At 65.4% G+C, this 23409-nt stretch carries 17 protein-coding genes and 1 pseudogene; 10 read left to right on the top strand and 8 right to left on the bottom strand.

From position 1 onward, the window contains the following. Positions 1–87: 87 nt before the first annotated feature. The 3 genes from ccoG (at position 88) to R9B85_RS01480 (ending at position 4763) form a co-directional block, all read left to right on the top strand. Positions 88–1491 (top strand): cytochrome c oxidase accessory protein CcoG, encoded by a 1404-nt coding sequence (gene ccoG, locus R9B85_RS01470; protein ID WP_207878911.1) that lies wholly within the window; start codon positions 88–90, stop codon positions 1489–1491. A 50-nt stretch (positions 1492–1541) separates the two neighbouring features. Further along, positions 1542–2951, top strand: coding sequence for a GntR family transcriptional regulator MpaR (mapR, locus tag R9B85_RS01475; RefSeq protein WP_112252541.1), 1410 nt, complete (start codon positions 1542–1544; stop codon positions 2949–2951). 117 nt (positions 2952–3068) lie between these two features. Continuing rightward, a complete protein-coding gene (locus R9B85_RS01480) occupies positions 3069–4763 on the top strand; it encodes a response regulator (protein WP_423770757.1) in 1695 nt (564 codons plus the stop codon). A 9-nt stretch (positions 4764–4772) separates the two neighbouring features. On the opposite strand, the gene R9B85_RS01485 is transcribed toward R9B85_RS01480, so the two are convergent. Continuing rightward, positions 4773–5519 carry an SDR family oxidoreductase gene (locus R9B85_RS01485; RefSeq protein ID WP_112252543.1) on the bottom strand — a complete coding sequence of 249 codons (747 nt, stop codon included), beginning with the start codon at positions 5517–5519 and terminating at the stop codon, positions 4773–4775. Positions 5520–5594: 75 nt separating this feature from the next. Beyond that, positions 5595–6611 (bottom strand): FAD:protein FMN transferase, encoded by a 1017-nt coding sequence (locus R9B85_RS01490; RefSeq protein ID WP_423770758.1) that lies wholly within the window; start codon positions 6609–6611, stop codon positions 5595–5597. Between the two features lie 250 nt (positions 6612–6861). Here R9B85_RS01490 and rsxC point away from each other — a divergent pair, with 250 nt between their 5' ends. Both rsxC and R9B85_RS01500 read left to right on the top strand, forming a co-directional pair. Then, positions 6862–8262: an electron transport complex subunit RsxC gene (gene rsxC / locus R9B85_RS01495; protein ID WP_375149453.1), complete on the top strand. Its 1401-nt coding sequence runs from the start codon at positions 6862–6864 to the stop codon at positions 8260–8262. Then, complete coding sequence (locus tag R9B85_RS01500) at positions 8259–9209, top strand: RnfABCDGE type electron transport complex subunit D (protein WP_112252546.1); 951 nt, start codon at positions 8259–8261, stop codon at positions 9207–9209. The genes rsxC and R9B85_RS01500 overlap by 4 nt, the downstream gene beginning before the upstream one ends. Positions 9210–9256: 47 nt before the next feature. Here the strand turns inward: R9B85_RS01500 and R9B85_RS01505 are convergent, their stop codons facing one another. From R9B85_RS01505 to R9B85_RS01525, 5 genes are all read right to left on the bottom strand, one after another. Beyond that, positions 9257–10792, bottom strand: coding sequence for a DHA2 family efflux MFS transporter permease subunit (locus R9B85_RS01505; RefSeq protein WP_112252547.1), 1536 nt, complete (start codon positions 10790–10792; stop codon positions 9257–9259). Next, on the bottom strand, positions 10789–11982 hold the full coding sequence (locus tag R9B85_RS01510) for an HlyD family efflux transporter periplasmic adaptor subunit (protein WP_112252548.1): 1194 nt from the start codon (positions 11980–11982) through the stop codon (positions 10789–10791). The genes R9B85_RS01505 and R9B85_RS01510 overlap by 4 nt, the downstream gene beginning before the upstream one ends. Before the next feature lie 30 nt (positions 11983–12012). Further along, positions 12013–12486 (bottom strand): MarR family winged helix-turn-helix transcriptional regulator, encoded by a 474-nt coding sequence (locus R9B85_RS01515; protein ID WP_112252549.1) that lies wholly within the window; start codon positions 12484–12486, stop codon positions 12013–12015. Between the two features lie 168 nt (positions 12487–12654). Continuing rightward, positions 12655–13284 (bottom strand): response regulator transcription factor, encoded by a 630-nt coding sequence (locus R9B85_RS01520; protein ID WP_112252550.1) that lies wholly within the window; start codon positions 13282–13284, stop codon positions 12655–12657. 12 nt (positions 13285–13296) lie between these two features. Continuing rightward, complete coding sequence (locus R9B85_RS01525) at positions 13297–14703, bottom strand: sensor histidine kinase (RefSeq protein WP_207878903.1); 1407 nt, start codon at positions 14701–14703, stop codon at positions 13297–13299. A 193-nt stretch (positions 14704–14896) separates the two neighbouring features. Here R9B85_RS01525 and R9B85_RS01530 point away from each other — a divergent pair, with 193 nt between their 5' ends. From R9B85_RS01530 to R9B85_RS01540, 3 genes are all read left to right on the top strand, one after another. Continuing rightward, a complete protein-coding gene (locus R9B85_RS01530; protein WP_112252552.1) occupies positions 14897–16519 on the top strand; it encodes an acyl-CoA synthetase in 1623 nt (540 codons plus the stop codon). Positions 16520–16655: 136 nt separating this feature from the next. Beyond that, positions 16656–18425 carry an acyl-CoA dehydrogenase C-terminal domain-containing protein gene (locus tag R9B85_RS01535; protein ID WP_423770759.1) on the top strand — a complete coding sequence of 590 codons (1770 nt, stop codon included), beginning with the start codon at positions 16656–16658 and terminating at the stop codon, positions 18423–18425. Between the two features lie 278 nt (positions 18426–18703). Next, positions 18704–19711: a FecR family protein gene (locus R9B85_RS01540; RefSeq protein WP_423770760.1), complete on the top strand. Its 1008-nt coding sequence runs from the start codon at positions 18704–18706 to the stop codon at positions 19709–19711. Between the two features lie 13 nt (positions 19712–19724). On the opposite strand, the gene R9B85_RS01545 is transcribed toward R9B85_RS01540, so the two are convergent. Then, entirely contained in the window at positions 19725–21044 is a 1320-nt protein-coding gene (locus R9B85_RS01545) for a Na+/H+ antiporter family protein (protein ID WP_207878897.1), read from the bottom strand. A 518-nt stretch (positions 21045–21562) separates the two neighbouring features. On the opposite strand from R9B85_RS01545, the pseudogene R9B85_RS01550 reads away from it, so the two are divergent. Beyond that, positions 21563–22528 (top strand): annotated as a pseudogene (locus R9B85_RS01550) (HAMP domain-containing protein); the annotation flags it as partial. A gap of 102 nt (positions 22529–22630) precedes the next feature. Further along, positions 22631–23386: a methyl-accepting chemotaxis protein gene (locus R9B85_RS01555; protein WP_370290277.1), complete on the top strand. Its 756-nt coding sequence runs from the start codon at positions 22631–22633 to the stop codon at positions 23384–23386. The last annotated feature ends 23 nt before the right edge of the window (positions 23387–23409 follow it).

Raw genomic sequence — 23409 nt, forward strand, 5'->3', positions numbered from 1 at the left:
TTTTTATCGCAAAATCTGAGCCTGTGCTGATAACAGCCTCAGGGCCATAGTGCTCATGCCTGATCGAGGCCTGATGAGCACCGAGCCATGAACGATAGAATCCCTTTCACAGAGATCGCCACTGCCCCAGCCAGCCCCCAGCTGCACCGCGCCGACAATGGCATCCATACCCGCAGCTTCACCGGGCTGTACCGCAACCTGCGCATCGGCTTTGCCGGCGCCCTGTTCGTGCTGTTCTTCGGCACCGCCTGGCTGAACTGGAACGGCCGCCAGGCCGTACTGTGGGACCTGGGCAACAGTAAATTCCACATCTTCGGCGCCACCTTCTGGCCGCAGGACTTCATCCTGCTGTCGGCGCTGCTGATCATCTGCGCCTTCGGCCTGTTCGCCATCACCGTGTATGCCGGCCGCGTGTGGTGCGGCTACAGCTGCCCGCAGAGCACCTGGACCTGGCTGTTCATGTGGTGCGAAAAGCTCACCGAGGGCGACCGCAACCAGCGCATCAAGCTGGCCGCCGCGCCCTGGAGCCTGAACAAACTGGCCCGGCGCACGCTGAAGCACAGCCTGTGGCTGGCCATTGGTGTGCTCACCGGGCTGACCTTCGTCGGCTACTTCACCCCGATCCGCCCACTGGCCGCGGAACTGTTCACCTTGCAACTGGGCGGCGTGGCGCTGTTCTGGGTGCTGTTCTTCACCGCCGCCACCTACATCAATGCCGGCCTGCTGCGCGAAGCGGTGTGCCTGCACATGTGCCCCTATGCACGCTTCCAGAGCGTGATGTTCGACAAGGACACCCTGGCGGTCGCCTATGACCCGCGTCGCGGCGAAGCCCGTGGCCCGCGCAAGAAAGGCACCGACCTCCGAGCCCAGGGCCTGGGCGACTGCATCGACTGCACCTTGTGCGTGCAGGTGTGCCCGACCGGCATCGATATTCGCGATGGCCTGCAAATGGCCTGCATCGGTTGTGCGGCGTGCATCGATGCCTGCGACGGGGTAATGGACAAGATGGGCTATGCACGTGGCCTGATCGGCTACAAGTCCGAACGCAGCCTGCAAGGTGGCACCACCCATTGGCTGCGCCCGCGCCTGCTGGGCTACGCTGCCGCGCTGGCGGTGATGATCGCGGCGCTGGTGGTGGCCTTGCAAATGCGTCCGATGGTGTCGCTGGACGTGATCAAGGACCGCGGCCTGTTCCGCGAGAACGCTCAGGGCCAGATCGAGAACATCTACCTGCTCAAGGTCATCAACAAGACCGAAAGCACCCGGCACTACGAGCTGCGCCTGCTCGACGCCGACGGCTTCAGCCTGCAGGGCAAGACTTCATTCATGATCCCTGCCGGTGAAATGAGCGAACTGCCGGTGTCGGTGGCGATGCTCGCCGAGCGCCCGGCCAGCAGCTCGCAGGCGCTGAGCTTCGAGATCAGCGAGCGCGACGACCCCGCCATCCGCAGCGTGGCCCACAGCCGCTTCGTCGCACCGATGAACCGGTGATCCCTTACACTGACTCCACCTTGCCTGCCAGGCTTCGACAGAAGGCCAGAATGAAACGCTACGAACGCTTTGCCGACGACATCGCCGAACTGATCCGCTCCGGGGTGCTGGGCCCCGGCCAGCGCGTGCCCTCGGTGCGCTATGCCAGCCAGACCCACGGGGTCAGCCCGTCCACCGTGTTCCAGGCCTACTACTTGCTGGAGCGGCGCGGGCTGATCCGTGCAAGGCCGCGCTCGGGCTACTTCGTCAACGCCCATGCCCCGCGCCAGTTCAGCGAGCCGCAGGCATTGCAACCGGTCAGCGAGTCCACCGACGTGGACGTCAGCGCGCTGGTGTTCTCGATCCTCGACTCGATCAAGGACCCCAACACCGTGCCGTTCGGCTCGGCCTTCCCCAGCCCCGAGCTGTTTCCGCTGCAACGCCTGTCGCGCTCGCTGGCCAGCGCCAGCCGCAGCATGGACCCGCGCATGGTGGTGACCGACCTGTCACCCGGCAACCCGCAGCTGCGTCGGCAGATTGCCCTGCGCTACATGGTCGGCGGGTTGATGCTGCCCATGGAGGAGCTGCTGATCACCAACGGCGCGCTGGAAGCCCTGAACCTGTGCCTGCAGGCCGTCACCCAGCCCGGTGACCTGGTGGCCATCGAAGCCCCGGCCTTCTATGCCTGCCTGCAGGTACTGGAGCGGCTCAAGCTCAAGGCCGTGGAAATCCCCGTGCACCCGCGCGAAGGCATGGACCTGGGCGTGCTGGCGCAAACGCTGGAAAAGCACCCGGTAAAGGCCGTGTGGTGCATGACCAACTTCCAGAACCCAGTGGGCGCCAGCATGCCGGAAGCGAAAAAGCAGGCACTGGTAGAGCTATTGGCGCGCCATCAGGTGCCTTTGATCGAAGACGATGTGTACGCCGAACTGTACTACGCGCAACAGGCCCCCAAACCGGCCAAGGCCTTCGACACCCAGGGGCTGGTGATGCACTGCGGCTCGTTCGCCAAAAGCCTGGCGCCTGGCTACCGCATCGGCTGGGTGGCGGCCGGGCGCTTTGCGCAGAAGATCGAGCGGCTCAAGCTGATGACCTCGCTGTGTGCCTCGATGCCGGCCCAGGCGGCCATCGCCGATTACCTGCAGCACGGCGGCTACGACCGCCACCTGCGCAAGCTGCGCTATGCCCTGGAAGGCCAGCAGGCCAACATGCTGGCAGCCATCGCCCGGCACTTTCCGGCGCAAACGCGAGTCAGCCAACCGTCCGGCGGCTACTTCCTGTGGTTGGAGCTGCCCGAACGGATGGACGCCCTCAAGCTGTTCCACATGGCCTTGGCCCAAGGCATCAGCATCGCACCCGGCCCGATCTTCTCGCCCACCCGGCGCTTCGGCAACTGCATCCGCCTGAACTACGGCAGCCCCTGGCATGAGGATGCCGAACGGGCCATGGAAACCCTGGGGCGGATCATCCGTTCGTTCTGATGGCGGGCGCCGGGTGAACGACTATCGTTGCCCGATCCGCTACCCCCCGCGTTGACTGGCTATTCGCCAGTTACCGAACAGGCTAAAGTCTGGGCTTCATCTTTGTCGGACTTCGGCATGCCCTCCCGCGACCTGCTTTCACTGCGCCAACAAGTCGAAGCCCTGCAGCAGCAGAACGCGTTGCTGCAGGCCCGCCTGGCAAGCCATCAGCAACACGACCAAAACTTCTATCGCTCGTTGTTCGACACCATGGACGAAGGCTTCTGCATCATCGAGTTCTTCGACGGCCCGCACGGCCCGCTGAGCGACTATGTACATGTGCTGGCCAATGCGGCCTATGCCAAACACGCCGGCATCCCAAACGTGGTGGGGCAGAAACTGCGCGAGATGGTGCCCGATGAGGCCGACGACTGGGTCGCTCGTTATGGCGCGGTGCTGCGCACGGGCGAGCCACTGCATTTCGAGCAGGAGCTGGTCGCCACCGGTCGCGTGTTGTCGGTGACCACCTTCCGGGTAGAGCCTGCCGAAAAGCGCCAGGTGGCGGTACTGTTCAAGGATGTTACCGAACGACGGCGGGCCGAGCTTGCCCTGCAGCGCCTGAACGAGGAGCTGGAAGAACGGGTGAATGCGGCATTGGCAGAACGGGCCAAGGCCGAGGAGGCCCTGCGCCAGGCACAGAAGATGGAAGCCGTGGGCCAGCTCACTGGCGGCATCGCCCACGACTTCAACAACCTGCTGGGCGGTATTCGGGGAGCTCAGGAGCTGATGCGCCAGCGCCTGGCCCAATCGCGTTTCGACAGCCTGGAACCCTTGCTGGAACTGTCCAGCGGTTCGGCGCAGCGGGCCTCCTCGCTGGTCCACCGGCTGCTGGCATTCTCCCGTCAGCAGACCCTGCAGCCCTGCTCCACGCAAGTGGCCGCGCTGGTGTGCGGCATGGAAGAGCTGCTGCGCCGCACCATCGGCCCCGCCATCACCCTGGCCAGCCATTTCCCCCGCCAGCTGTGGCCGACCTTCATCGACCCGCCACAACTGGAAAGCGCCCTGCTCAACGTGTGCATCAATGCCCGCGATGCCATGCCTGCCGGCGGCGTGATCGATATCCACGGTGACAACCTGCTGCTCGACGACGAGCAAGCCCGCGCACTGGAACTGCCAGCTGGCGAATACGTACGGCTGAGCATCATCGACAACGGCAACGGCATGTCGACGGAGGTGGCCGAGCGCGCCGTCGACCCGTTCTTCACCACCAAACCGATGGGCCAGGGCACTGGCCTGGGCTTGTCGATGACCTACGGTTTCGTGCGCCAGTCGGGCGGGCAGCTCCGGGTATTGTCGACGCTGGGCGAAGGCACCCGCATCGAGCTGCTGCTTCCCCGCCACCACGAGCACCCCGAAGCCCCGGCACCCATGCCACCGCGCACATCGCCGGAAAAAAGCAGCACAACCACTCAGCGTATCCTGCTGGTCGAAGACCAGGCTGCCTTGCGCGTGGTCGTCTGCGAGGTGCTGGAAGAACTGGGTTATCGGGTTGATGCATTCGAAAACGGCCCGGCCGCCCTCGCCCATCTACAAGCTGGCGAGCGGCCAGACCTGCTGCTGAGCGATATCGGCCTGCCCGGCGGCCTGAACGGCCGCCAGTTGGCTGAACGCTGCCGCGAGCGCCACCCCGACCTGAAGGTGCTGTTCATCACCGGCTACGACGAAAGCGCGGCGCTCAGTGACGGCCAGTTGTTGCAAGGTACTCAGGTGCTGACCAAGCCGTTCGAGCTGCAAGTGCTGGCCGAACGAGTAGGCATGCTGCTGGAGGATTGACCGGCGCGTTCAGCGCCCGCCGCCCAGGTCGATGAAGCTGCCGGTAGAGTACGAGGCTTTGTTCGAGAGCAGCCAGAGGATGGCCTCGGCCACTTCTTCGGGGTGCCCGCCGCGCCCCATCGGCAAGCCGGGTTCCAGCTTGCTGACCCGGTCGGGGTCGCCCGACAGCGCATGGAACCCGGTGTGGATGTAGCCTGGCCGCACGCCGTTTACACGCACACCCTCGCCTGCCACTTCCTTTGCCAGGCCAATGGTGAAGGTGTCGAGAGCGCCCTTGGAAGCGGCATAATCCACGTATTCGTTGGGCGACCCCAGGCGTGCGGCAACCGACGACACGTTGACGATGGCCCCGCCCTGCCCTCCGTGCCGGCGTGCCATGCGCAGCAGGGCGTGCTTGGCGCAGAGCATGGGGCCGACGACGTTGGTCTTCATGATCTTGAGCAGACGGAATTCGGACATGTCCTCGACCCGGCTTTGCTGGCCGATGGTGCCGGCATTGTTGACCAGCGCGGTCACCGGGCCGAGTTCTTCGTCCACGCGCTGGAACAGCTGGATGACCTCATCCTCGACACTGGCGTCGGCGCGCACGGCGATGGCCTTGGCGCCCAGCTCGCGGACCTGGCCGAGGACGGTCTCGGCGGCCTGGTCGTCGGCGTGGTAGTTGATGCAGATGCGGTAGCCCTCGCGGGCGGCCAGCAGCGCCGTGGCGGCGCCGATGCCGCGGCTGGCACCGGTGATGACGATGACTTTCTCCATGGATCTGCCAATCGTTTGGGAAGGGAGCATCGACAATAGGGGAAAAGGCTGCGCGTGGGAATGACCTTCCTTCAGCTACGGCCTTGGCGTGCCCTGCGTGGGGAACAGCGTCTCGAACCGCGACGTGGCCCGCGCAGCGAAACCCAGCCCCTGGTGCATGATGAAATAGGCGGCGATTTCATGCCGCTCGGCGAAGGCATAGCCTTCCTCCGGGCCGAGCACCATCAACAGTGTATCCAGGGCATCGGCACGCAGCACCGAAGGGTCGACCACCGACACTGCCGCCAGCGCGTGCTTGACCGGCCTGCCGACACGCGGATCGAAGGTGTGCGAATAACGCTGGCCACCTTCCTCGAAATAGTTGCGGTAATCGCCGGCAGTGGCAACGCCGTAGCCATCCAGGGCGATGGCGCGCTCCACTTGCTGCTCGCCCTCGCCACTCGGTACTTCGAGGGCGATGCGCCAGGGCGAGCCATCCGGCTTGCGGCCGACGCCCTTGAGTTCGCCGGTGATCTCGACCAGATAGGCCTGGATACCCAGGGCCGCAAGCCGGTCACCCACCCGATCCACTGCATGACCGGCGAGCATGCTGTCGAAATCCAGCTGCGCCGCCACATCCTTGCACAGCGTTTCGCCAACCAGGTGCAAATGCTGCAGGCCTACCCGTGCCTGCTCCCGTGCCAGCGTGCTGGCGTCCGGCACCTGCCTGCCGCGTGACTGCGGGCCGAAGCCCCACAGGTTCATCAGTGGCAAAACGGTCAGGTCGAAAGCCCCGCCACTCTCACGGAACAGAGACACACCGTACACCAGCAAGTGCTGCATCTCTTCCGGCACCGCCTGACAGGCGCCGGCCGGCAGAGCGTTGAAGCGGGAAACCACGGAATCAGCGCGCCAGTTGGAAAACTGCTTGTCGAGCGCCTCCAGTATCAACTCGACTTCGGCCTTTACCTGCCGCGCATCAGGCGTCTGCGCATTGGGTACGTACTGGATCGAATACGTGCTGCCCATGGTCGGCCCGCCAAAGCGTTCGATCCTTTCGCCGCAGCCATACAGCACCGTCACCAGCATCACCAGCAGGCTTGCGCGCATCATTCGACACCTCGCAGACTCTGGCCGCCCTTTCGCGGCGCAGGCTATTTCACCAGAATTGCGAGATGGCAATTGGCCTACCGTTCATCAGCAAACCTGGTCAAAAATCGAACAAAATCATCATTGAACACTCTGATCTGCGCGGGTGATCAATCATCCCCCTCCCTTTCCGCTTAACGTCCCGGACGCAATAAAACCATCATGTGCATAAGCGCATAGGGGCGTTCTTTGCCCAAAAATTGGAGGACAGTACATGTCTAGCCATTCGTTGCAGAGCGTCGAACGCCTGCAGAGCCGCATCCGCGCCCAGCGCCTGCCGCAACACAAACCTTTCTGGCAGCGCCTGCTGGCCATCGCCTCCTTTTCTCAGCGTAGTTGGCACGGAGGGATCGAGCTCAGGGGATACAAGGAACTGTCCAACGCCACGCCGATTGCCCCGGTCGCGGTCGGAAAAATCCAGCTGGCGATTCCGCTCGGGCGGGGTCGGCGGTTTGTCCAGCCTTGCGTGCAGCCGGGCCAGCATGTACGCAAGGGCGAAGTGATCGGTATTGGCGACAACACCACCGCCTGGGTGCACGCCAGTACTTCTGGCGTCGTGGAACGGATCGATCATGTCTTCGCGGCCGACTCGGCCGAGCCAGTCATGGCCGTCATCCTGAACGCAGATGGCCTGGATGAGTGGATCGAACGCCCGGTGCCGGGCCTGCCACAGACGCCAGAGGCGCTGGTCGAACGCGCATTGCAAATGGGCATAGTCGGCCTTGGTGGGGCGGGTTTCCCAACGGCCCTCAAACTGGCCGGCGCACGGCAGCCCGATCTGCTGCTGATCAACGGTGCCGAATGCGAGCCCTTCCTTACCTGCGATGACCGCCTCATGCGCGAGAATGCCGAAGCGTTGATCGAGGCCGCCGATCATGTCGCCGCGCTGCTGGGAATAACGACAACCCGTTTCGGCATCGAAACCAACAAGCCGGAGGCGATGGCCACGTTACGTGCCGCCGCTCGCCAGGCGCGCACCCGGGTCGAGATATGTCCGCTACCGGAGCGTTACCCGGCAGGTGGGCAGCCGCTGATGATCAAGAGCCTCAGTGGCCGCAACCTGGCCCCGGGGAGCCGGCCCGCCGATATCGGCGTGCTGGCGCTGAATGTCGCAACGCTCTACGCGCTGGGCCGGGCCGTGTTCCAGGGCGAACCACTGACCAGCCGCGTGCTGACGCTGACCGGTGACTGCGAACGCCCGGGCAATGTGCGGGTGCCGGTGGGTTACCCGGTCAGCGAACTGCGCGCGATTGCTGGCGCGTCCGCCACGGGGCAGTTGACCCAGGTTGGCGGCCCGATGATGGGGCTGGCGCTACCGGACGCCAACGCCTTCGTCAGCAAGACCAGCAGTTGCCTGATATTCGGCGCCGAGCGCTACCTGCCGGCTGCTCGCCCCGCCGGCAATTGCATTCGCTGTACGCGCTGCGTGGATGTCTGCCCGATGTCGCTCAGGCCGCTGGACCTCTATGCTGCCGCCGAGCGCCTGGACAAGGCCAGCCTGCAGGAACTGCGCCTGGATGCCTGCATCGAATGCGGCAGCTGCAGCAGCATCTGCCCAAGCAGTATCCCGCTGCGCGAACGCTTCCGCCAGAGCAAGACGGAGGTCCGCGCATGAGCCTGATACGCCACCCCATCCCGCAACGACTGCGCACGGTGATGCTGCTGGTCGTGTTGTGCCTGCTGCCGGGCACCGCCCTGTATGCCTGGCAATTTGGCGTCGTGGTCTGGTTGCAAGTGTTCTGGTGCGTGCTGTTCGCCCTGGGCTTCGAAGCCGCCCTGTTGCGCCTGCGCGGGCAGGACGTACGCGAGGGTTTGAGCGACCTCAGCTGGCTGGTGCTGGGCCTGATACTGGCGCGGGCATTGCCGCTGATGGTGCCGTTGTGGATGATCGCCCTGGCCAGCTTTGCCGCTATCGCACTGTGCAAGCACGCCAGTGGAGGCCTTGGCCGCAACCGTCTCAACCCGGCCATGGTAGGGCTGGGGATCGTTGCCATCTGCTTCTACCAGCAGTTGTACCCCGCGCCATCGAACCATGCCCCCTGGACCGCAACCCTGGACGCCAAGGCGGTTCTGCTCCAACAGCTACAGTTGGTGCCACGCCTGGATCTCGATGCGTTCGCCGGCGCCACTCAACTGGCGCAGAACGATTTCATCCACGTCACCCACAACCTGTCGGGGTTTGGCTACATTGCCGGCGGTTTGCTGCTGGCTTTGCTGCGGGTGATCCGCATCGAGATTCCGCTGGCGATGCTCGCCAGCACAGTATTGCTGTGCATGGCCGCCGGCCACAGCCTGCAGGAAGCCGTGTACAACCTCAGCCTCGGCGGCTACCTCTTCACCGCCTTCTTCATCGCCACCGATCCGGTCACCAGCCCCAATACCCGCGCCGGTCGCATCCTCTTCGGCGTGACCGTCGGCACGCTGACCGAGCTGATTCGCGAATTCGGGCTGTATGCCGATGGCCTCTGCTTCGCAGTGCTGGCCGGCAACCTGCTGGTGCCACAAATCGACCGGTTGGTGCTGCGCATGCAGCGGCCCTGGTACGCAGCAGCCAGTGCCTGACATGGCATTTGCCAAGGGCCAGAGCCTGGGCCCTGTTCTGGCCCGGCTCAATGCCCTGCCGACGCCGGCCCCGCCTTGGCGGTAAAGGGCGGTTTGGCAAACCACACCAGCAGGATCAGCCCGGCGAACACCCAGGTCATCAGGGTGAAGTAGTCCACCGTCGACATCATGTACGCCTGCCCGTTGAGTATCTGCTCCAGCTGCGCATGGCTCTGCGGGCTGGCCCCGCCCAACTGCTCCAGGGTATGCCGCGTGGCCGGGTCGAACTGGCTGATGTGCTCGCTCAGGTAGGCATGGTGCTGGTCCGCCCGGCGAATCCAGATCCAGGTGGTCAGCGACGCCGCGAAACTGCCGCCCAAGGTACGCAGGAAGGTCGCCAGGCCCGAGCCATCGGCAATCTGCTGCGGTGGCAGGTCGGACAGCAGGATGCTCAAGGTCGGCATGAAGAACAGCGCCACACCAATGCCCATGAACAGCTGCACCAGCGCCACATGCTGGAAGTCCACCTCGCTGGTGAACCCGGCACGCATGTAGCAGCTGCTGCCGATCGCCAGGAACGCCAGCCCGGCCAGCACACGCAGGTCGAAGCGGTGCGCGTACTTGCCCACGAACGGCGACATGAGCACCGGCAACAGGCCGATCGGCGCCACCGCCAGGCCGGCCCAGGTAGCGGTGTAGCCCATCTGCGTCTGCAGCCACTGCGGCAGGATCAGGTTGATGCCGAAGAACCCGGCATAGCCCCCCACCAGCACGATGGTGCCGACGCGGAAGTTGCGGTGCGCGAACAGGCGCAGGTTGACCACCGGGTGACGGTCGGTCAGTTCCCAGATCACGAACACCGCCAGGAACACCAGCGAGATCAGGCTGCCGACAATGATGAACGACGACTCGAACCAGTCCAGGTCATTACCCTTGTCCAGCACCACCTGCAAGGCGCCGACGCCGATGATCAGCGTCAGCAGGCCGATGTAGTCCATCGGCTGGCGACTGGTGACCACTGGCCGGGTGCGCATCTGCTGGCGCACCACAGCGGCGGCGAACAGGCCGATGGGCACGTTGATGAAGAAGATCCACGGCCAGCTGTAGCTGTCGGTGATCCAGCCCCCGAGAATCGGCCCGGCAATCGGCGCCACCACCGTGACCATCGCCAGCAGCGCCAGGGCCATGCCGCGCTTGGCCGGCGGGTAGACGGCGATCAGCAAGGTCTGGGTCATTGGGTACAACGGCCCGGCCACCACGCCTTGCAACACGCGAAAACCGACCAGCTCCGGCATCGACTGGGCGATACCGCACAGGAACGAGGCCAGCACGAACAGCAGCGTGGCCCAGATGAACAGCTTCACCTCGCCAAACCGCCGGCTGAGCCAGCCGGTCAGCGGCAGCGCGATGGCATTGCTCACCGCGAACGAGGTGATGACCCAGGTACCCTGCTCGTAACTCACCCCCAGGTTGCCGGAAATGGTCGGCAAGGCCACGTTGGCGATGGTGGTGTCGAGCACCTGCATGAACGTCGCCAGCGACAGGCCGATGGTGGTCAGCAGCAGGCTCGGCGGCGTGAACTGGGCAGCAGCGTTGTTGCTCATCGCTGGGCCGTCTTGCCGGTTGCGCTGTTTTCGTGGATCAGCCGCGCGATAAGGTTGTCGGCTTCGACCAACTGGCGGTCATACACCTGGGTGGTGTAGCTGGCCTGCTGCGGTGGCTGCTGGGCCAGGGTCGGGCCGCTCTGGTCGTGCAGGTCGACCTCGACCACGGTGGACAGGCCGATACGCAGCGGGTGGTCCTTGAGCTGGTCGGGGCTGAGGTGGATGCGCACCGGCACGCGCTGGACGATCTTGATCCAGTTACCGGTGGCATTCTGCGCCGGCAACAGGGCGAAGGCGCTGCCGGTGCCGGCGCCAAGGCTGTCGACCGTGCCGCTGTACCTGACCTCGCTGCCGTACAGGTCGGCGCTGATCTGCACCGGCTGGCCAATACGCATGTCGCGCAGCTGGGTTTCCTTGAAGTTGGCGTCGATCCACACCTGGTCCAGCGGGATCACTGCCATGGTCGCGGTACCCGGTTGCAGGCGTTGACCCAGCTGCACGGTACGCTTGGCGACGTAACCGGTAACCGGTGCCACCAGGGTGGTGCGGGCATGGTCGAGGTAGGCCTGGCGCAAGTCGGCGGCGGCGGCCATTACCTCGGGGTGCGAGGACACCACGGTGTCGTCGACCAGGGCGCTGCTGGTGCTGAGCTGCTGGCGTGCACTGTTGACCGCGGCCTCGGCCACGCTCAGGTCATCGCGGGCGTGGGACAATTCCTCCGCTGCAATCGCGCCGCTGTCGGCCAGCACCTTGCGCCGGTTGAAGTCCTGCCGGGCCTTGCGCAGCTCTGCCTGGCGGGTTTCCAGCTGGGCCTTGAGCGCGTCGACGTTGCTGTACAACCCGCGCACCTGGCGCACGCTGCGCGCCAGCCTGGCTTCGGCAGACTGCAGGGCCACCTGGCTGTCGGCCGGGTCGAATTGCAGCAATACCTGGCCGGCGTGGACCAGGTCGCCATCATCGGCACCGATACTGGTGACGGTGCCGGTGATCAGCGGCGTGATCTCCACCACGTTGCCGTTGACGTAGGCGTCGTCGGTGCTTTCGTGCCAGCGCCCGACCAGGCTGTACCAGGCCCAGGCGCCGGCGCCGGCAACGATCAGCAGCAACAGCAGGCCGAGCAGCCAGGCCTTGCGCTTGCGCGACGGTTCGGGCGCGGCGGAGGGAGTCGGGGTGTCTGCGGGAGTGGCCATGACAATACCTTGGATAATTCGTGACAGGGATCAACGATCGCCGAAGCGGCGTATCGTCAACGGGTCGCCAGCAGCAAGCAGGACCTTGGCCAACAGGCCTTCCAGGGCCTGGAGCTCTTCGGCTGCCAGCGCGCCGCACAACTCGTTCATGGCTGCCGCGCCGATTTCCGGCAGGCGGTCAGCCAGGCGCTGGCCGTCGGCGGTAAGGGCCAAGCGCACCTGGCGACGGTCGTCGGCGCAACGGTTGCGCACGATCAGTTCCTTCTGCTCGAGGCGGTCGAGCATGCGGGTCATCGACCCGCTGTCCAGGCCCAGGTAGCGGCACAGCTCGGCCGGGGTGTCGACCTGGTACTGGGTGACGATGATCAGCACCTTGAACTGCGCGGCGGTGACGCCTTCGGATTCGAGGTGCCAGTCGAGAATGCGGTCCTTCAGGATCGCTGCGCGGCCAAGCAGCATGCCGATGGCACAGGTCTGGAAGTTTTCGGGGGAAAAATGGGCCATCGGCAACTGCTCGGGTAATTGTGTGAAAATATTACTGCCTAGGCAGTGAATGTCAAAGCTTTGATTAGGTTGCTATGGAATATTTCATGATACCCCCTTGCACGGCCCCTGTAGGAGCGCCCCATCGCGACACAAGGCCGCTCCTACAGGGCTTTGCGCCAGCCCCTGCTACAGTGTGCGCAGGCCCAGTGCCTCCACCGCCCCGCAGGCAATGGCCATGCCCACCAGCTCCGCCAGGCTATCGGCCTGCAACCGTTTCATCACTCGCCCCCGGTACAAGTCCACCGTCTTCACGCTGACGCCCAGCCGCTCGGCAATCTCGCGGTTGCTCAACCCCTGGGCCAACGGCACGAACACATCACGCTCGCGCGGGGTCAGGCCATCGATGCGCGCCTGCACCCGGGCCAGCGCCTGGTCGTCCCGGCGTGCCCGCCCGACGCTTTCCAGCGCGGCCTGTACGCTGTCGAGCAGCAACTGATCGTTGTAGGGTTTTTCGATGAAGTCGCAAGCGCCGGCCTTGAAAGCCCGCACCACGATCGGCACATCGGCATGGCCGCTGACGAAGATCACCGGCAAACCCAGGCCACGCTCGCGCATCGCCTGCTGCACCGCCAACCCGCCCAACCCTGGCATGCGCACATCCAGCAGCACGCAGGCCGGGCCATCGTCGACGCAGGCGTCGAGAAACGCCTGCCCGCTGGCGAACGGCAAGGCCTGCAAACCTACCGACTGCAGCAGCCAGACGGTTGAATCGCGCATCCCCTGATCATCATCGACCACATACACTTTCGCTTGCACCGCCTTCTCCCCTTATCCCCTGCTGACCGCCAGGCGGCAGCACAGTACCAGACCGCCATTGTCACCGGCTCGCGCCCACAGGCTGCCGCCAAAGCCTTCGATCAGGCTGCGGCTCATGCTCAGGCCCAGCCCCAGGCCGTCGGCCTTGCTGGTGGTGAACGGCGTGAAGATTTCATCCAGGCGCTCGGGCGCAACGCCCGGGCCCTGGTCGGCCACCTCGACCAGCACGCCGTCGCCATCGCGCGCGGCGCCGAGCAGGATACGTGACGGCCGCTCGCCATGCTGCTCGCGGTTGGCATCGATGGCGTTGCGCAGCAGGTTTACCAGTACCTGCTCCAGCAGTACCCGGTCGGCATACACCAAGGGCAGTTGCGCGCTCATGCGCAACTCGACCACCACCTGGTCACGCGCGGCCTCCCATGCGCACAGGCGCATGGCTTCGCCGGCCACCTCGGCCATGTCCAGCGCCTGCAGACGGCGCGGCCCCTTGCGCAGGAATGCGCGCAGGCGGCGGATCACCTCGGCGGCATGGGTGGCCTGTTCGCTGATGCGCTGCAAGCCCTGCCCCACCCGCTCGCGGGCCTGCGGGTCGCGCTCCAGGCCCTGCAGGTAGCGCTGGCTGGCGTTGGCGTAGTTGACCACTGCGGCCAACGGCTGGTTGATTTCGTGGGCAATACCCGATGCCAGCTCGCCCAGGGTGGCCAACCGGGCACTGTGCGCCAGGCTTTCCTGGGCCTCGATGCGCAGGGTGATGTCGCGTGACACGCTGACCACCTCCACCACCGCGCCGGTGTACGTTTCGCGGATGGCCCGGCTGGCGATTTCGAACCAGCGGTAGCCGCCTGTGGCCTGGCGCACCCGGCAGGTCATGGTGTGGTAGCCGTCCTGGTCCAGGGCGGCGGCGGCCTGGCGCAGCACCTGGCGGCGCTCACGCGGGTGCAGCAAGTTACGCACGGCCATGCCGCGCAGCTGCTCGGGCCACAGGCCAAGCAGGCGGAATGCCGCCGGCGAGGCATCGAGGAAACGGCCGTCGGGGCTGTGCCGGGAGATCAGGTCGGTGGTGTTTTCGATGATCAGCCGGTACAGCCGCCGGGCGCGGCTGGCCTCCCGTGCGCCATGGCGCTCGTCGCTGGCGTCTCGGCAACGCGCCAGCACCCGTTGGCCCTGGTCGTCAGGGATGAAACTCCACAGTACGATGCGTTCACCGACCTGCACTTCGACGTCGGCGATCGCCCGGCGCTGGCGCAGGCATGCGCGCACCAGGGCGGCGCAGTTGCCCGGCAGCCAGCTGGCCAGTGCCGGGCCTTCATCGACCCAGGCCTGCAGCGCCGGGTTGAGTGCCAGTGGCCTGGCGTCGCTGGCCAGCATCAGGCTGGGTTGCGGGTCCTTGGCGAGCAAGGGATAGGCTGTGTTGTCCACGGTAGGCGGCTCGTTGTTATAGTAGTTTTACTATATTGCTATAGTCGATATTCCTAATACCATAGCGACTCGCGTAAAACTGCGACAAGGGGGCGATCCAACATCCGCCTCCCTGCACCCTGAACAGAGCTAACAATCAGCCACCGGGGGCCAAGCGCACAGGTTGTGCCTGCCTCCCTTACAGGATCACCGCATGTCGATCTATGCCCAGGGCCTGATGCCCGCTGCCGTCAACCACGTCGCTCTCACCCCGCTCAGTTTCATCGAACGCACCGCTGCCGTATACGGCAATTACCCGGCGGTGATCCACGGTGCCATCCGCCGCAACTGGCAGCAGACCTACCAACGCTGCCGGCGCCTGGCCAGCGCCCTGGTGGGCCGGGGTATCGGCCGTGGCGACACCGTGGCGGTGATGTTGCCCAACATTCCGGCCATGCTCGAAGCCCATTTTGGCGTGCCCATGACCGGTGCCGTGCTCAATACCCTGAACGTACGCCTGGACGCCGAGGCCATCGCCTTCATGCTGCAGCATGGCGAGGCCAAGGTGCTGATCACCGACCGCGAGTTCCATACCGTCATCGAAGCGGCCCTGGCCTTGCTCGAGCACCCGCCATTGGTGGTGGATGTGGATGACCCGGAGTACGGCGAAGGCCGTGCGGTCAGCGAACTGGATTATGAAGCGTTCCTCGCCGAAGGCGACCCGGACTTTGCCTGGGAATGGCCCGATGACGAGTGGCAGGCAATCTCGCTCAACTACACTTCCGGCACTACCGGCAACCCCAAGGGTGTGGTCTACCACCACCGTGGCGCTTACCTGAACGCGCTGGGCAACCAGATGGTCTGGGCGATGGGCCACCGCCCGGTGTACCTGTGGACCTTGCCGATGTTCCACTGCAACGGCTGGTGCTACCCGTGGACCATCACCGCGCTGGCCGGCACCCATGTGTTCCTGCGCCGGGTCGACCCGCAGAAGATCCTGACCCTGATCCGCGAGCACCGGGTCAGCCACCTGTGCGGCGCGCCGATCGTGCTCAACGCCCTGGTCAACATGCCCGAGGCAGCCAAGGCGGCCATCGAGCACCCGGTGCAGGCCATGGTCGCTGGCGCCGCGCCACCTGCCAAGGTCATCGGCGCCGTGGAAGAGATGGGCATCCAGGTTACCCACACCTACGGCCTGACCGAAGTCTACGGCCCGGTCACCGTGTGCGCCTGGCATGACGAATGGGATGAACTGTCGCTGGAAGAACGCGCGCGGATCAAGTCCCGCCAGGGCGTACGCTATCCGACACTCGACGGCCTGATGGTCGCCGACCCGCAAACCCTCGAACCGGTGCCGCGCGACGGCAACACCCTGGGCGAGATCTTCATGCGTGGCAACACGGTGATGAAGGGCTACCTGAAGAACCCTGAGGCCACCGTCGAAGCCTTCCGTGGCGGCTGGTTCCACACCGGTGACCTGGCCGTGTGGCATGCCGACGGCTATGTCGAGATCAAGGACCGGCTCAAGGACATCATCATTTCCGGTGGCGAGAACATCTCCACCATCGAGGTCGAGAACGCCCTGTACAAGCACCCGGCGGTGCTGGAGGCCGCAGTAGTGGCGCGCCCGGATGAAAAATGGGGTGAAACCCCGTGTGCCTTCGTCGCCCTCAAGCCGGGCCGCGAAGACACCCGCGAAGCCGACCTCACCAGCTGGTGCCGCGAGCACCTGGCCGGGTTCAAGGTGCCGAAGACCGTGGTGTTCGGCGAATTGCCCAAGACCTCTACCGGCAAGATCCAGAAGTACGTGCTGCGCGACCGGGCCAAAGCCCTCTGAACCCGTAGCGGCCTCTTCGCGGGCATGCCCGCTCCCACAGGGATCGCACCAGACCTGAACCCTGCACTGTACCTGTGGGAGCGGGTTCACCCGCGAAGAGGCCCGCCCAGATTTCCCACTTTTTCAAGAGCCCCCAATGACCACCTACACAGCCCCCCTGCGCGACATGCGCTTCGTCCTGCATGACGTGTTCGACGCCCCGGCCCTGTGGGCCCGCCTGCCTGCCCTGGCCGAGCGCATCGACGCCGATACCGCCGATGCCATCCTCGAAGAAGCAGCCAAGGTCACCAGCCAGCTGATTGCCCCGCTCAGCCGCAACGGCGACGAGCAAGGCGTGCGCTTTGCCGCAGGCGAAGTCACCACCCCTGACGGCTTCCGCGAGGCCTGGCACACCTACCGCGAAGGCGGTTGGGTCGGCCTGGGCGGCAACCCCGAACATGGCGGCATGGGCATGCCGAAGATGCTCGGTGTGCTGTTCGAAGAAATGCTCTACGCCGCCGACTGCAGCTTCAGCCTGTATTCGGCATTGAGCGCCGGCAGCTGCCTGGCCATCGATGCCCATGCCAGCGAAACGCTCAAGGCCACCTACCTGCCGCCCCTGTACGAAGGCCGCTGGGCCGGCACCATGTGCCTCACCGAACCCCATGCCGGCACCGACCTGGGGCTGATCCGCAGCCGCGCCGAGCCCCAGGCCGACGGCAGCTATCGCATCAGCGGCAGCAAGATCTTCATCACCGGCGGCGAACAGGACCTGACCGAAAACATCGTCCACCTGGTGCTGGCCAAGCTGCCGGATGCGCCAGCGGGCGCCAAGGGCATCTCGCTGTTTCTGGTGCCCAAGTACCTGGTCGAGGCCGATGGGCGCCTGGGAGCGCGCAATGCCGCCCATTGCGGCTCGATCGAACACAAGATGGGCATCAAGGCCTCGGCCACCTGCGTGATGAACTTCGATGGTGCCGTCGGCTACCTGGTGGGCGAGCCGAACAAGGGCCTGGCGGCGATGTTCACCATGATGAACTACGAGCGCCTGTCCATCGGCATCCAGGGCATCGGTTGTGCCGAGGCGTCCTACCAGAGCGCCGCCCGCTACGCCAACGAACGCCTGCAAAGCCGCGCCGCCAGCGGCCCACAGGCACAGGACAAGGCTGCCGACCCGATCATCCACCACGGCGATGTGCGGCGCATGCTGCTGACCATGCGTACCCTCACCGAAGGTGGCCGGGCGTTTGCCGCCTACGTCGGCCAGCAACTGGACCTTGCACGCTACGCCGAAGACGCCGCCGAGCGCGAGCATGCGCAGCGCCTGGTGGCGCTGCTGACGCCGGTGGCCAAGGCGTTCTTCACCGACAACGGCCTGGAAAGCTGCGTGCTTGGCCAGCAGGTGTATGGCGGCCATGGCTACATTCGCGAATGGGGCCAGGAGCAGCGGGTGCGCGACGTGCGCATCGCGCAGATTTACGAAGGCACCAACGGCATCCAGGCCCTCGACCTGCTCGGGCGCAAGGTGCTGGCCGACGGTGGCCAGGCGCTGGCCAGCTTTGCCGCCGAGGTGCGGGCCTTCAGCGTGAATGCGCCGCTGCACCGTGAAGCCCTGCAAGCGAGCCTGGCGCGGCTGGAGGCCACCAGCGCCTGGCTGCAGGCGCGGGCTGGCGAAGACGCCAACCTGGTCAGCGCGGTGGCGGTGGAATACCTGCAGCTGTTCGGGCTGACGGCGTATGCCTACATGTGGGCGCGGATGGCGGCGGTGGCGTTGGCCAGGCGTGACGAGGATGCTGCGTTTCATGGGGCCAAGCTTGCGTGTGCGGAGTTCTTCTTCCAGCGGGTGTTGCCGCGGGGGTTGGGGCTGGAGGCGAGCATTCGGGCGGGAAGTGGCAGCCTTTATGGGATGACAGCCGAACAATTCTGATCTTCCTGCTCCGGCCTCATCGCCGGCAAGCCGGGCTCCCACAGGGATCGCGCAAGCCCAAGGCCTTGTGCAGTCCCTGTGGGAGCCTGGCTTGCCGGCGATGGGCTGCAAGGCAGCCCCAAGGATCTCAGCAATTTCTTACATGCGCGAAGGGTTCTCAAACGCCGGAAAACCATCATCAATCCGACGAAAACCGGCACAACTGATAGTCATTCGCCATTACCTCGGTTCTCGGGAACCCTCCTGCAAGGGTAGAATGCGCAAAACCCGGAGCCGCAATGAACCACGACCGCCTCAATCCCAGCCCAGACGATGCCATCACCGACGCCGCCGCGAACTGGTGCATGCGCCTGCACGCCGAAGATTGCACGGCGGCCGAGCGCGAGGCGTTCGCCCGCTGGCTGGCGGCCGACCCGCGGCACGCCGAGGAATACCGGGCAATGCTGGAAATCTGGCAAACCGCCGACCTGCTGCCGCGCAATGCCACTGTCATCGACTTCAACCCGCCCGTGCAAAAGGCTGCGCGCCCGGGCAACTGGCGGCCGCTGGCATCCGCCGCCGCGATCGCCCTGGCGGTGCTGCCGCTGGCAGGTTGGGTGGGCTGGGAACAAGGCTGGCTGCCCAATCACTACCAGCACTTCGAAGCCGACGAGCACATGCAGACCGTGCAGCTGAGCGATGGCAGCACGGTGCAGCTCAACCTCAACACCGAGCTCACCTACCTCAACTACAAGGACCAGCGCCAGGTCTTGCTCAAGCGTGGCGAGGCGTTCTTCAAGGTACAGCACGACAGCAGCCACCCGTTCATCGTGCATGCCGGTCGTGGCCAGACCCGCGTCACCGGCACCCAGTTCAACGTGTGGAAGTACCAGGACCAGGTCAAGGTCACCCTGGTGGAAGGTTCGGTACTGGTATCCAGCGACGGCAGTGCCAGCGGCTACCGCCTGGGCCCGGGGATGCAGGCCAGCTACCACAAGGGCGACTTCGAGCCGCAACTGGAGCAGAGCGACGACTACGGCAACAGCCTGGCCTGGCGCGACGGCAAGCTGGTGCTCGACAACCTGAGCCTGGAAGAGGCCCTGCCGGTGATCAACCGCTACCTCGACGCACCGCTGCTGCTGGCCGACGCCAGCACCGGCCGCATCCGCATCAGCGGCATCTACAACACCCGCGAGGTGGGGCGCCTGGTCAACAACCTGCCCAAGGTGCTGCCGGTCTACCTGACCCGCAGCAAGGACGGCAGCACCGTCCTCAACCGCATCTCGCCGCCGCCCGACAAGGGCTGACGCCCTCCCCGTCTTACAGCGTCATCGCCGCCAACCAGCCGAACGCCAGCAGTGGCAGGTTGTAGTGGATGAAGGTAGGCACCACGGTGTCCCAGATATGGTGGTGCTGGCCATCCACGTTCAACCCCGAGGTTGGGCCCAGGGTCGAGTCCGAGGCAGGCGAGCCCGCATCACCCAGGGCACCGGCGGTACCGACGATGCACACCGTGGCCAGCGGGTCGAAGCCCAGCTGCACGCACAGCGGCACGAAGATCGCGGCCAGGATCGGCACGGTGGAGAACGACGAGCCGATGCCCATGGTCACCAGCAGGCCCACCAGCAACATCAGCAAGGCACCAATGCCCTTGCTGTGGTCGATCCACTGTGCCGAGGTTTCCACCAGGCTCTGCACTTCGCCGGTGGCCTTCATCACATCGGCGAAGCCTGAGGCGGCAATCATGATGAAGCCGATCATGGCCATCATCTTCATGCCTTCGGTGAACAGGTCGTCAGTGTCCTTCCAGCGCACGATGCCCGACAGCGAGAAGATCAGGAAGCCGACCATGGCGCCGATGATCATCGAGTCCAGCCACAACTGGACGATGAACGCCGAGGCAATCGCCAGCCCGGCCACCAGCAGGGTCAGCGGGTTGTACTGCACGCTCACCTGCTCCACCTGCTCGATGCGTGCCAGGTCGTAGTCACGCTTCTTGCGGTAGCTGATGAATACTGCCAGCAACAGGCCAGCCAGCATGCCGGCGGCTGGGATGGCCATGGCGTGGGTGACATTCACGCCACTTACGTCGACACCCGCGCGGGCAACGTTGGCCAGCAGGATTTCGTTGAGGAAGATGTTGCCAAAGCCCACCGGCAGGAACATGTACGGGGTGATCAGGCCGAAGGTGATCACACAGGCGATCAGCCGGCGGTCGATGCGCAGGCGGGTCAGCACGTACAGCAGCGGCGGCACCAGCAAGGGGATGAAGGCAATGTGGATAGGCAGGATGTTCTGCGACGACACCGCCACCACCAGCATCAGGCCCACCAGCAGCCATTTGACCTTGCCGCCATTGGCATGGCCCTGGCGGTCGATCATGGCCAGGGCGCGGTCGGCCAGGGCATGGGCCAGGCCGGACTTGGCGATGGCCACGGCAAAGGCGCCCAGCAGTGCATAGGACAGGGCTACCGTAGCCCCGCCGCCGAGGCCGCCGTTGAAGGCCTTGAGCGTACCCTCGATACCCAGGCCACCCACCAGCCCACCGGCCAGGGCCCCGATGATCAGGGCGATGACCACGTGCACGCGGGACAGGCTGAGTATCAGCATGATGCCGACCGCGGCGATCACTGCATTCATGGTTGGCTTACCTCATTGCGACAGAAAAAAAGCGCGCACTGTGCAGCAGTGGGCGGCGGATGTCAAAAACGCCATGTTGCGGCGCATTACCAATGCCTGGTGCGGCCCGGCGGTTAAATTGAACGTTTGAATAAAGAAAAGCCCGCGATGGCCGACACAATCGTCAGCCACACTCTTATTACAAGGGATCCGCCCCCATGCCTTTGCGCCAACTTTCCATCCAGTGGAAGATCACCCTGCTCGCCGGTCTCTGCCTGGCCGGCATCGTCACCCTGCTCGTCGGCCTGTCGCTGTACCGCATGGACCACAGCTCGGACCTGGTCAAGGCCAGCAGCATGCAGATGCTGACCGAGTCGGCGCAGTCGCGCATAGAGTCGCAGGGCGAGGTGCAGGCGCTGAACATCCGCCGCCAGTTCATGGACGCCTACCAGTACGGCGCCGGTTTCGCCCGCCAGGTGCTGTTCCTGCGCGAGCAGGCGGAAAAGCGCTTTCTCGATGCCTTCGACCTGCGCGAGGACATGACCCGCCAGGTGCGCGCCGCCCTGCAGGCCAACCCTGAGCTGCTCGGCCTGTCGCTGGTGTTCGAGCCCAACGCCCTGGACAACAAGGACAGCCTGTTCGCCGGCAAGGCGGAACTGGGCAGCAACGAAACCGGGCGCTTCGCCCTGTACTGGTCGCAACCGCGTGTCGGCCAGCTGACGGCCATGGCCCTGCCCGAGCATGACATGGCCAACACCGAGATCGGCCCCAGCGGCCAGCCAGCCAACACCTGGTGGGTGTGCCCACGCACGTCCGGCAAAGTGTGCGTGGTGGAACCCTACTTCTACGACATCGATGGCCAGCAGGTGCTGATGACCAGCATCGTCTTCCCGCTGGCGGTAGACGGCAAGGTGATCGCCACCCTGTCCATCGACATCAACCTCAACAGCCTGCAGGCACTGAGCCAGGAGGCCAGCCGCGGCCTGTACGAAGGCCGCACCACGGTCGGCATCCTCAGCCCGGTCGGCCTGCTGGCCGGCTACAGCGCCGACGCCAGCAAGCTGGCCCAGCGCTTCGACCAGGTCGACACCGCCAAGGGCGCCGAACTGGTGCGCAAGCTGGCCGACGGCAAGATGACCATCGTCCACGACCAGCAGCGCCTGAAGGTGCTGGCCGCATTCCGGCCGATTCCGGATGCCCAGCCTTGGGGCGTGCTGCTGGATGTGCCGGAAAACGCCCTGACCGGCCCGGCCGAAGCGCTTAAACAGGAACTGGACGCGCTGAACACCAGCGGCACCCTTCTGGAACTTGGCCTGGGCCTGGCGGCGGCGATTGCCGGCCTGCTGATGGTGTGGCTGATGGCCCGCGGCGTTACCCGGCCGATCCTCGGCGTGGCAAGCATGCTCAAGGACATCGCCAGCGGCGAAGGTGACCTGACCCGCCGCCTGACTTACCAGAAGCAGGACGAACTGGGTGAACTGGCCGGCTGGTTCAACCGCTTCCTCGACAAGCTGCAGCCGACCATCGCCGAGGTCAAACGCTCGGTGCAAGCCGCCCGTGGCACCGCCGACCAGTCTTCGGCAATTGCCACCCAGACCAGCGCCGGCATGGAGCAGCAGTACCGCCAGGTCGACCAGGTGGCCACTGCCTCCCACGAGATGAGTGCCACCGCCCAGGACGTCGCCCGCAGCGCCGCCCAGGCCGCGCAGGCCGCCCGCGACGCCGACCAGGCCACCCGCGAAGGCCTGGCAGTGATCGACCGCACCACCCACAGCATCGATGCCCTGGCCGCCGACATGAGCAACGCCATGGCCGAAGTCGAGGGCCTGGCGCAGAACAGCGAGAAGATCGGTTCGGTACTGGAGGTGATCCGTTCGATCGCCGAACAGACCAACCTGCTGGCGCTCAACGCCGCCATCGAGGCGGCCCGCGCCGGTGAAGCCGGCCGGGGCTTTGCCGTGGTCGCGGACGAGGTGCGCAACCTGGCCCAGCGTACCCAGGAATCGGTGGAAGAAACCCGCCAGGTGATCGAGGCTTTGCAGAACGGTACTCGCGAAGTGGTCGGGGCCATGGACAACAGCCACCGCCAGGCCCAGGGCGGCGTGCAGCAGGTTGGCCAGGCCGTCACCGCGCTGCAGCGCATCGGCCAGGCCGTGACGGTGATCACCGACATGAACCTGCAGATCGCCTCGGCCGCCGAGGAGCAGAGCGCGGTGGCCGAGGAAATCAACAGCAACGTGGCGACCATCCGCGACGTCACCGAGTCGCTGTCCGGGCAGGCCAACGAGTCGGCACGGGTCAGCCAGTCACTGAACAGTCTGGCCAACCAGCAGCAGGCGCTGATGGACCAGTTCCGCGTGTGACTGGATCAGGGCCGGCCCTGCCG

Origin of the sequence: Pseudomonas sp. NLJ1, from assembly GCF_049486705.1 — a bacterium.
GTDB classification, from domain to species: domain Bacteria; phylum Pseudomonadota; class Gammaproteobacteria; order Pseudomonadales; family Pseudomonadaceae; genus Aquipseudomonas; species Aquipseudomonas inefficax.